At 45.4% G+C, this 10,152-nt stretch carries 11 protein-coding genes; 8 read left to right on the top strand and 3 right to left on the bottom strand.

Annotated elements, in window-relative coordinates; all coding sequences use genetic code 11:
* Positions 1-458: 458 nt before the first annotated feature.
* The 7 genes from mlaF (at position 459) to murA (ending at position 5,172) form a co-directional block, all read left to right on the top strand.
* Positions 459-1,259: a phospholipid ABC transporter ATP-binding protein MlaF gene (mlaF, locus tag BIZ39_RS18885; protein ID WP_187447716.1), complete on the top strand. Its 801-nt coding sequence runs from the start codon at positions 459-461 to the stop codon at positions 1,257-1,259.
* Positions 1,256-2,032 carry a lipid asymmetry maintenance ABC transporter permease subunit MlaE gene (gene mlaE / locus BIZ39_RS18880; protein WP_014948350.1) on the top strand — a complete coding sequence of 259 codons (777 nt, stop codon included), beginning with the start codon at positions 1,256-1,258 and terminating at the stop codon, positions 2,030-2,032. Before mlaF ends, mlaE begins: the two co-directional genes overlap by 4 nt.
* Positions 2,033-2,041: 9 nt before the next feature.
* Positions 2,042-2,515 (top strand): outer membrane lipid asymmetry maintenance protein MlaD, encoded by a 474-nt coding sequence (gene mlaD / locus BIZ39_RS18875; RefSeq protein ID WP_014948351.1) that lies wholly within the window; start codon positions 2,042-2,044, stop codon positions 2,513-2,515.
* Between the two features lie 124 nt (positions 2,516-2,639).
* Positions 2,640-3,305, top strand: coding sequence for a phospholipid-binding protein MlaC (locus tag BIZ39_RS18870; RefSeq protein ID WP_061094265.1), 666 nt, complete (start codon positions 2,640-2,642; stop codon positions 3,303-3,305).
* Positions 3,302-3,610 carry an STAS domain-containing protein gene (locus BIZ39_RS18865; RefSeq protein WP_187447715.1) on the top strand — a complete coding sequence of 103 codons (309 nt, stop codon included), beginning with the start codon at positions 3,302-3,304 and terminating at the stop codon, positions 3,608-3,610. The genes BIZ39_RS18870 and BIZ39_RS18865 overlap by 4 nt, the downstream gene beginning before the upstream one ends.
* A 29-nt stretch (positions 3,611-3,639) precedes the next feature.
* Positions 3,640-3,897: a BolA family protein gene (locus BIZ39_RS18860; RefSeq protein ID WP_012517351.1), complete on the top strand. Its 258-nt coding sequence runs from the start codon at positions 3,640-3,642 to the stop codon at positions 3,895-3,897.
* Between the two features lie 12 nt (positions 3,898-3,909).
* Positions 3,910-5,172 (top strand): UDP-N-acetylglucosamine 1-carboxyvinyltransferase, encoded by a 1,263-nt coding sequence (gene murA, locus BIZ39_RS18855; protein WP_187447714.1) that lies wholly within the window; start codon positions 3,910-3,912, stop codon positions 5,170-5,172.
* A 145-nt stretch (positions 5,173-5,317) separates the two neighbouring features.
* Here the strand turns inward: murA and BIZ39_RS18850 are convergent, their stop codons facing one another.
* The 3 genes from BIZ39_RS18850 to BIZ39_RS18840 all read right to left on the bottom strand — a co-directional run bounded on the left by BIZ39_RS18850 (position 5,318) and on the right by BIZ39_RS18840 (position 8,692).
* A complete protein-coding gene (locus BIZ39_RS18850; RefSeq protein WP_014948356.1) occupies positions 5,318-6,388 on the bottom strand; it encodes a trypsin-like peptidase domain-containing protein in 1,071 nt (356 codons plus the stop codon).
* Between the two features lie 419 nt (positions 6,389-6,807).
* Positions 6,808-8,169 carry a DegQ family serine endoprotease gene (locus BIZ39_RS18845; protein ID WP_014948357.1) on the bottom strand — a complete coding sequence of 454 codons (1,362 nt, stop codon included), beginning with the start codon at positions 8,167-8,169 and terminating at the stop codon, positions 6,808-6,810.
* A gap of 88 nt (positions 8,170-8,257) precedes the next feature.
* Positions 8,258-8,692, bottom strand: coding sequence for a ZapG family protein (locus tag BIZ39_RS18840; RefSeq protein ID WP_014948358.1), 435 nt, complete (start codon positions 8,690-8,692; stop codon positions 8,258-8,260).
* Positions 8,693-8,947: 255 nt separating this feature from the next.
* Here BIZ39_RS18840 and zapE point away from each other — a divergent pair, with 255 nt between their 5' ends.
* On the top strand, positions 8,948-10,045 hold the full coding sequence (gene zapE, locus BIZ39_RS18835; protein ID WP_014948359.1) for a cell division protein ZapE: 1,098 nt from the start codon (positions 8,948-8,950) through the stop codon (positions 10,043-10,045).
* Positions 10,046-10,152 lie beyond the last annotated feature (107 nt).

Genomic DNA, 10,152 nt, shown 5'->3' with positions numbered 1-10,152 from the left:
CGAGTTTAAAATGTCCGTACTCTTTGTTGTGTCACCTTGATGTAGAACCACTATACCTGCGGTAACACGCCGCGATTACGAACATTTTAACTCTCGCTGCGTGGGTAATAATCTATACGGACTGGTATATATTCGTCTTAATCGAACATAACTTGTAACTTTTTGACTTTGGCGAGGGGCTTGAAAAAGCGTACAATGCCCTTAAATTACACCGCCCAGACAAGGTGTTCTAAGCAATGTCTGGCGATATAAATTCAAAAAAGTACACTGGAGAGTAAACTTTTTTGATTTTATGCGCTCATAAAGTAAACTGTGCAGTAAACCTTAAGAGTGGATCAAGTGAAGGCACAGAAATTGAATACTCACTTACTCTTATAATTTTAAAATTTTCTAAGTGGATTGAACGCGTTATTTTATAAGGTCTCAATCCAACGTCAGGGGTCGACATTTAAGTAACTATGGATCATTTAGTTGAAGTAGATAACCTTACCTTTAAGCGCGCTGATCGCATCATTTATGATGGGATATCGCTAAAGGTACCCAAAGGCAAAATTACTGCGGTAATGGGGCCAAGTGGTATAGGTAAAACCACGCTGCTGCGCCTTATTGGCGGGCAGTTAACGCCAGATGAAGGTGACGTTAGATTCGACGGCGATTCGATTGTTTCTATGTCGAGAAAAACGCTATATGAGACACGTCGTAGAATGAGCATGCTTTTTCAAAGTGGTGCGCTTTTTACCGATATGAGTGTGTTCGATAACGTGGCGTTTCCACTTCGCGAACATACAAAACTTTCTGAAGACGTTATTGCGACAATTGTCGCTTTAAAGCTACAGGCAGTAGGATTGCGCGGTGCAGCTCAATTAATGCCTAGTGAATTGTCTGGTGGTATGGCGCGCAGGGCTGCTTTGGCTAGGGCGATTGCACTAGATCCAGATTTGATCATGTATGACGAACCCTTTGCCGGACAAGATCCTATATCAATGGGTGTGCTGGTTAAGCTTATTCGTGAATTAAACGACGCACTTAATCTAACCAGTATAGTGGTGACTCACGATGTCACTGAAGTACTGACCATTGCCGATTATATTTATATCTTAGCTGACAAGCGGGTTATCGGTGAAGGAACGGCGCAGCAAATCAAAGAAAGTGACTCTGAATTAGTCCAGCAGTTCTTGAAAGGAAAAGCCGATGGTCCGGTACCATTTCATTTTCCTGCACCTGATTTGAAAGCAAGCTTCTTGGGGGCAGATAAATGAAGTTCTTCCAATCAATAGGCGCTAAAACGATAGGGAAGGTCACTGCGGTTGGTCGAGCAGCTCTTATGTTGTTTGGTGCATTAATCGCTGTTCCTAGGCTTAAAAATGTACCGTTGGTGATTAAGCAATTGTATGTAGTGGGCGTTCAGTCGCTGCTAATTATTATGGTGTCGGGGTTATTCATCGGCATGGTAATGGCGCTACAAGGCTACACCATTTTGGTTGATTATGGCGCAGAAGGTAGCTTAGGCCCCATGGTCGCACTTTCATTGTTAAGAGAGCTTGGTCCGGTTGTGACCGCATTGCTTTTTGCTGGGCGAGCTGGCTCAGCCTTAACAGCTGAAATAGGCTTAATGAAAGCCACGGAGCAGCTGAGTAGTTTAGAGATGATGGCGGTAGACCCGCTACGACGTATCGTCGCTCCGCGTTTTTGGGCGGGAATGTTAGCGATGCCTATGCTTGCCATTATTTTCAGTGCCATTGGTATTTTAGGCGGCCACTTAGTGGGTGTTGATTGGTTAGGCGTTGATGCAGGCAGCTACTGGTCAATTATGCAATCGACAGTAGATTGGAACCAGGATGTCATAAACGGCGTAATAAAAAGCCTCGTGTTTGCCTTGGTTGTGACGTGGATTGCCATATTTAAAGGTTACGATTCTATTCCAACATCGGAAGGGATCAGCAAAGCGACTACCGAAACGGTGGTCTATTCATCATTAGCAGTATTAGGGCTGGACTTCGTGCTAACCGCCCTTATGTTTGGTATCGAGTAGGGGATTGGAATGAGTAAGTATAAAACGGAAGTAATGGTTGGTGTGTTTGTCATGCTTACAATCGGTGCATTGTTGTTATTGGCACTGAAAGTAGCAAACCAAACGGTAGCCACCGAAGGCGATACCTACACGTTATACGCAAAATTCGACAATATTGGCGGCTTAAAGCCGAGATCGGCAGTAAAGGTTGGTGGGGTAACGGTTGGCCGTGTGTCATCGATTACGCTAGACCAAGAAGATTTTACGCCAGTAGTTGAGCTGTCAATTTTAAATGAATACAACGGCTTTCCAGAAACCAGCTCTGTGTCTATTTTGACCTCGGGTTTGCTAGGCGAACAGTATGTTGGCTTCCAACCTGGCTTCTCTTTCGACGGTGTCGCTAATTTACAGAATGGCGATTACCTTCAGGATACTAAGTCAGCTTTGGTTCTTGAAGATCTCATTGGTCAGTTCTTATTTAATCGCGGAAGCGACGAAGACTAATCGCAGTATTACGACCAGACGTATATTCCCAGGTCGTTAAATTATTCCAGCGGCGTGATCGTAATGAGACTTATTGGATTGCCATCAGGTCTGCTAAATAGAGTTTTAAGTTAGGAGAGTAATTTTGAAAAAGTTTATGATAGCACTTGGCATCTTCATGATGTCTGTAGCGGGCATAGTGAATGCACAAGAAGTTAATGAACAGAACCCGTATGAAATGGTTCAAGACGTAGCAAACCGCACGTTTGAGCGCATCAAAGCGAACCAAGCAGCGATCAAAGCTGATCCTGAAATGCTACGCACCATTATGGAAGAAGAATTAGTACCTTATATCGACTACAAGTTCGCTGCTTTTATGGTACTAGGTAAACACTTTAAGTCAGTACCTCAAGAGAAGATGGGCGAGTACATCAGCGTATTTCGTCAATATTTGGTAACAACCTACGCTGTGGCAATGGGTTACTACGACAACCAAGAAGTCATCTTTGAGCCTGAATCATCTTTTGATGATAAAAAATCAGTAACAGTGCGCGCAGTGGTTCAAGATCCAAACCGCCCTGAAATCAAAATTGCTTTTAAAGTTCGTAAAGACAGTAAAACGAACGAGTGGAAAGCCTACGATATGGTTGCTGAAGGCATCAGCATGCTAAATAGCAAGCGTAGCGAATTTGAATCAATCCTTCGTCAAGACGGTATCGATGCAGTTATCGCACTAATGCGCGACAAAATTGGTAAGCCAGTTGAGCTTAAGCAAGGCGAGCCAATCGAAATCGAAGGAGAGGCTGAGTGAGCCTATTCGAGGTAAACGACAAAGGCAATGTAGTGGTTCACGGTCATCTTGACCGTGAAACGCTGTCGAAGAATTTCTGGGATAGTTTGAACGGAAATGAGCGTAGTATCTTGATTAACAATAAAAGATGTCTTGTTGATTTAAGTGATGTTGAGCGCGCAGACAGTGCAGGTTTGGCTTGGCTTATTAATGCCGTTAGGGATGCAAAGCAAAATGGTGTTAGCATTAGCCTATATAAAATGCCTGAGAAGCTACGTAAGCTTGCTAAAATAAGCGACGCAGATAGCTTTTTACCCGTAGAATAAACACCCGTTAGCGAATTAAGAAGTAAGTTATGGAATTGTCTGAAATTGAAAAAATCTTGAAAGATGCGTTAGACCTTCACGAAGTCCATGTAAAGGGCGAAGGTTCGCATTTTAATATTATTGCGGTAAGCGATGCTTTTAACGAAATGAGCCGTGTGAAGCGCCAGCAAGCGGTATATGCGCCTTTGGCTGATAAAATTGCAGACGGCAGCATGCATGCAATTACCATCAAGACGTTTTCAGTAAAAGACTGGGAGCGTGAGCGCCAGTTTAATATTCCTCAATAATAGGCGTAGCACGTGGATAAACTCGTAATTAAAAAGGGCCCTGCGCTCAACGGTACCGTGCGCATCTCTGGCGCTAAAAACGCGGCCTTGCCATTGTTGATGACAAGCTTGCTGACCGACTCTCCTTGTCGTTACACCAACGTTCCTCGTCTTCGTGACATCAATACAACAACGGCACTTTTGCGTGAATTAGGTGTTGAAGTCGCACTACCCGCACCTAACGATATCGTTATCGATGCGAGTACGCTACAAAGCGTTACAGCGTCCTATGAGTTAGTACGTACTATGCGCGCGTCTATCTTGGTACTTGGCCCATTGCTAGCTAAGCAAGGTAAAGCGAATGTCTCTTTGCCCGGTGGCTGTGCTATAGGTGCGCGCCCGGTAAATCTTCATTTAACTGGCCTTGAAAAGATGGGCGCGAAGATTGAAGTAGACGAAGGCTATATTCGAGCCGAAGTCGACGGTCGTCTGAGAGGTGCGCGTATTTTCATGGATATGGTAAGCGTGGGTGCCACTGAAAACCTACTGATGGCAGCGGCGCTGGCTGACGGAACAACCATTCTTGAAAACGCGGCACGCGAGCCCGAAATCGTTGATTTAGCAAACTGTCTTATTCAGATGGGCGCGAAAATTAGCGGTGCAGGAAGCGATAAAATAACCATTGAGGGCGTGGAAACCTTAAACGGTTGTGATTATGCAGTACTGCCTGACCGTATAGAAACCGGTACTTTCTTGGTAGCGGCTGCTGTGACAGGTGGGAAAATACGCTGTACTCATGCGGCGCCAGATACATTAGATGCAGTGCTAGATAAGCTAGAGCAAGCCGGAGCTAAAATCACCACTGGTGATGACTGGATAGAGCTAGACATGGAAGGGCGCAAACCACAGGCTGTGCGAGTTAAAACCGCACCACACCCAGCATTCCCTACGGATATGCAGGCGCAGTTTGTTACCTTAAACTGTGTTGCCGAAGGCACGGGCGTAATTACAGAAACCATTTTTGAAAACCGCTTCATGCACGTGCCAGAGTTACAACGTATGGGCGCAGAAATCGCATTAGAAGCAAACTCAGCAGTGTCTAAAGGCAGCTCAAGTCTTAAAGGAGCTCCGGTAATGGCCACTGACCTGCGCGCGTCGGCAAGCTTGGTGATAGCTGGGCTCATCGCAGAAGGTGAGACTCACGTGAATCGCATTTATCACTTAGACCGTGGTTATGAAGCCATTGAAGAGAAGCTGGGTGGCTTGGGTGCCATCATTGAAAGAGTGAAAGAATAACTCAAGGTTTTGCACTTCTACGAAAAAGCGCCAGATAGCATATCTATCTGGCGCTTTTTTTGTGTCTATTATCTATGCGGGCTGGTATTAAATCTTCACGTTCTAAACTTGGGAAGCCGAACTAATCTGCCAGCTCCAACAATACTTATTGACCAGCGCGAAGCTCTGCGACCGTTGCCGTAAGAGTAATTGAACGCCCGTCGCGGCTGAGCTCAATTTCAAGTTCAGTACCGGGCTCGGTTTCGGCAATCATATCCAACGTTTTTGATGCGCTTTCTAAACGTACGCCGTCTATGGCTACAATGATGTCGCCAGGGCGGATACCCGCGATGTCGGCAGGGCTGCCTTTAGCTACTGCTGAAACGTCTATGCCTGGTCGGTTGCGGTTTTCACCGCCAACAAAACCAAGCTGCCCGCGAACAACACGTCCATTGCTGATAATTTCATCCATGACTCGCTTAGCTAATTCGTAAGGCACGGCAAAGTTAATGCCGTCTACATTGCGAGCGCGATTATTTGAATCTAGCACTTGGAAGTTGGCGTTAGTGATACCCAGCAAAATACCATTGCTATCTACCAGCGCGCCACCAGAGTTACCTTGGTTCAAAACTGCGTCGGTTTGAATGAAATCAACATAATTAGATAGACCATTTCGTCCGGCTCTGCTTACTATGCCTTGAGTAATGGTTTGTCCCAAATCGAAAGGATTACCAATCGCCATCACCACATCACCCACATGGGTGTCAGGTTCTGACACCTGAGGAATAATGTGCAGGTTATCAGCGGTGACTTTTAACACGGCAAGGTCGGTCAGTGGGTCGGTGCCCACAATTTGCGCTTCCAAAATACGTCCATCTTGAACCGCTACGTAAATGCTATCTGCATCTGCAACTACGTGGTGACAGGTAAGCAAATAGCCATTTTCTGTCATGATAACGCCAGAACCCAAATTGGTGCGCCCACGAGATTGATTTCTGAATAGGCCTGAACCGTTCTCAATACTGACGCTGTAGATATTGACTACTGCAGGCGCAGAGCGACTTAGAGCAGTAAAATAGCTTTCGCGACTAGCGCTTACTGAGGGGGAGTTAAAGAATCCTTGAGCAAGGCCTTTGCCTTGACGTAGATCGGGTAGGAAAACTAACAGTAGTGCAGCAACAGCTACGCCAAGAAATACAGATTTTAGTAAGAAGTTAAAAATTGAGCGGCCAGTCACAAATCACACTTTTTGTTATCTGTCGCACTTAATTAATAGGTGCCGTTAACTCAGCACTACTTCACAATCTTAAAGCGCAACATTCTTAAATTATCATCTTACGGCAAAGGATATCACTTTATTTAATAAACTACCGTAATGAAACGCAAATTTTGTGCAACTCAATTTGCACTAGCATGTACTTCAAAACCTTTCATGCTGTTCATACAGCGTTATTTACGTGGACATAGGTGTAGCTCGAGAATGCGGCTTATCAGAGGAGCCCGTAAAGAAGCCCCTTTAGGAAGCTAGGAGCACATTGTTTTCAACGGTTATCATTTGAAAACAAAAACGGCGCTTATAAAGCGCCGTTTTTATGCTAACCCTCAGCTTGAACACCAACGCGTCTGAGCTGAGGATGTAATTGAAGTGCTAAATTGCTACTGTCTGATTACCAAATAAAGCGTAGAGTTTCCACGTTTTACATTGAGTGCGATAACGCCTTTGGCTTCGTCTAGTGCATTTCTGAACTCTGCAACCGTAGACGTACGTACTCGGTTAACGCCGATTATCACATCATCAGATTGAAGACCAATTCGCGCCGCAGGCGCACCACGCTCGATATCAGAAACCACTACACCAGCATTCCCAGCATCGTCAGTGCCGTTAGACAGGGTTGCTCCTTCTAGGGCTGGGTGAATTTGAGCAGCCGTCACTGTCGTATCTGTAGCGTCATCTAATACAACGTCTACATTCATTTTCTTACCTTTGCGCATTACCGTGAGCTCAACTTCAGCGCCCGCGCCCATACTCGCAATTTTTGCGCGCAGTTCTTGGAAGCTATGAAGTTTACGACCATTAATGGCAGTAATAATATCACCGGCTTGCAGACCACCTTTTTCAGCGGCAGAGTCTGGCTGCACTTCGCTCACGAACGCACCAATGTTCACTTCCGCATTCATGGCTTCTGCAAGGCCCGCGTCAATATCGCTACCTAAAATGCCTAGAAGGCCACGGCGAACTTCACCAAATTCTGCAATTTGATCAATTAGGCTTTTCATCATATTGGCAGGAATAGCAAAACCAATACCGACGTTACCGCCGTTAGGACCAAAAATAGCGGTGTTGATACCAACCAGTTCACCGTGAAGGTTAACTAACGCACCGCCTGAGTTACCGCGGTTAATTGCTGCGTCGGTTTGAATAAAGTCTTCATAACCACCAATGTTCAAGCCAGAGCGGCCCAGAGCACTTACTATACCAGAGGTAACCGTTTGAGAAAGTCCAAACGGATTACCAATAGCTACTACAAAGTCGCCTACGCGCAGCGCGTCAGAATCGGCAAGCGGTAACGCTTTTAAATCATCAGGTTCTATTTTAAGTAGCGCGATATCGCTTTGCTCGTCAGAGCCTAGCTTTTTCGCCTTAAACTCGCGACCGTCAGTTAACTTAACAGTGATTTCATCTGCATTATCAACAACGTGGTTGTTGGTAACGACATAACCTTTATCGGCATCAATGATGACACCAGAACCAAGACCTCGGAAAGGGCGTTCTTGAACCTGCTCTTGCGGGGCGCCGAAGAAGTAGCGAAACATCTCGGGTACACGCTGCGTAGAGGTTTGTGTTCCTTCTACCGCAATGCTCACTACCGCTGGGGTAGCTTCTTCTAGCATAGGGGCTAAAGAGGGAACTTCATCTTTCTTATCAGAAAAGAACGGTAACGCCGCCTGTGTGCTAGCAGTAAAGCCCAATGAACTTACAACAACGGCAGACGCCAATAGACAATGGCGGAAAGACATTTTCATGTTCGCTTACACTCCTTCATGTTATATGCGACATAGCATGGTTTCACTAAAAGAGTCCGAGGTCGTGATAAAGTTCCCGATGTTACTGTTTTTCTGCGGTATTCTTATCAGATCCGCCGACGAACAGCCCAGAACCCGAGTTAGCGAAGTCTCTTGGCTGTGTGTCAGATACACGCTGAACTCTCGATTTGTCAGACCCTTTTAGGTTGTTACGTAAATACGTAGTTGCTTGTTCCCCATAAAAAGGAACTTTGCTGTCATCATCGCTGCCTTGCTCAAGCAGCAATTCATACTCTTCAATTTGTTGCTTTAAGGTTTCGCACTGGCTTTCAATGCTCTCTAAGCTTTGACGAGTTTGATGAATGTGGTGTTGCGCCTGCTGTGCGAGGATCTCTTTAACTTGCTTCTCAGTCTGTGCAGTATTGCCTGCGCCCTGCTTTTGTTGAAAAAAGCGACCTGCGAAAAAGCCAATAATTAACCCAACTACTAACAAAGCAAGAGATACTAACAATTCCATTATATTCTCCGAATCAATCTACATCTTGCAGCCGACCTTTACTTCTACGATCTAAAAGCTGCTTTCGACCATACGCTGAATATAGCAAGGTCGAACCCGAAAAGCGCATACATCGTGACATTTATTCGGTGTATGTCGAATTTCAATGTGAGATTCTACCGTGATTTCCATTAAAATTAAGGTCATAATTGAGAAATTCAAGCAGGTCGGTGCAGCAAGCGCCGCTATTGACTTTTGTACGGAGTGGTTTCGGCGATGACGCCATGGGAAAAATATCAGCTAGATCTTCAGTCGTCTGACTTTCATTACGACGCGGCGCAAGAAAATGCAGTAAAAGAACTTCAACGTTTGTTTGATGAACTTACCCAACCTGAAAAGAAAACGACGTGGCGGGTAAAGTTAAAAGCAGCGTTTGGGAAAGGCCATGCGAAGCCTGGTATCCAGGGCATCTACTTTTACGGTGGTGTAGGGCGAGGCAAAACCTATTTAGTAGATACATTCTACGACTGTTTGCCTTTCGAAAAGAAAATGCGCGTGCATTTTCACCGCTTTATGTACCGTGTGCACGATGAACTAAAGCAGCTTAAAAACGCACAAGACCCGCTAAAGCTGGTAGCGGCTAAGTTAGCAAAAGAAGCGCGGGTAATATGCTTTGACGAGTTTTTCGTGTCTGATATAACCGATGCCATGATTTTAGGCACGTTAATGGAAGAGCTGTTTGGTCACGGAATTGTGCTGGTGGCGACGTCAAACATAGTCCCTGACGATTTGTATAAAAACGGATTACAGCGTGCGCGGTTCTTACCTGCTATCGATCTACTCAATCAGAATACCCGCGTAGTAAACGTTGATAGCGGTATTGATTATCGTCTTAGAACGTTAGAGCAAGCCGAAATTTATCACTACCCACTTGATGGCGAAGCCACCGAAAACTTGCATAGCTACTTTTCTCAATTAGCTCCGGAAGAAGGCTCTAAAGGCGAAGATATTGAGGTGAACAACCGAAAAATACCGACGCTTAGAAACGCTGACGGGGTATTGATGATTGATTTTAAAGCCTTGTGTGGCGGGCCTAGAAGCCAGAGCGACTACATTGAGTTAAGCCGTTGTTATCACTCAGTGCTTTTAGCCAATGTTAGGGAAATGGGCCAGCATAATGACGATGTGGCGCGTCGTTTTATTGCGATGGTGGACGAATTTTACGAGCGAAATGTAAAGCTGATCATATCTGCAGAAGTCGCGCTGGAAAGCTTGTACACCGAGGGGCTACTTAATTTTGAGTTCAGACGCTGTCTTAGCCGCTTAAAGGAAATGCAGTCACACGACTACCTAGCAACCGAGCACTTACCGTAAGCATAAATATGGGGTCAGAGTCTGAGGGATCCCCACGAATTTAATTCCATGTGCCTGCGGTCCAGGCCCCGTCGACTATGGAGCTGTACCATTTGAGTGCAGTTTTC

Origin of the sequence: Alteromonas sp. BZK5, assembly GCF_014349115.1 — a bacterium.
Taxonomy (GTDB): Bacteria; Pseudomonadota; Gammaproteobacteria; order Enterobacterales; family Alteromonadaceae; genus Alteromonas; species Alteromonas macleodii.
Note: the sequence above shows the minus strand (reverse complement) of the source record. Positions and strands in the feature narration are given on the sequence as shown.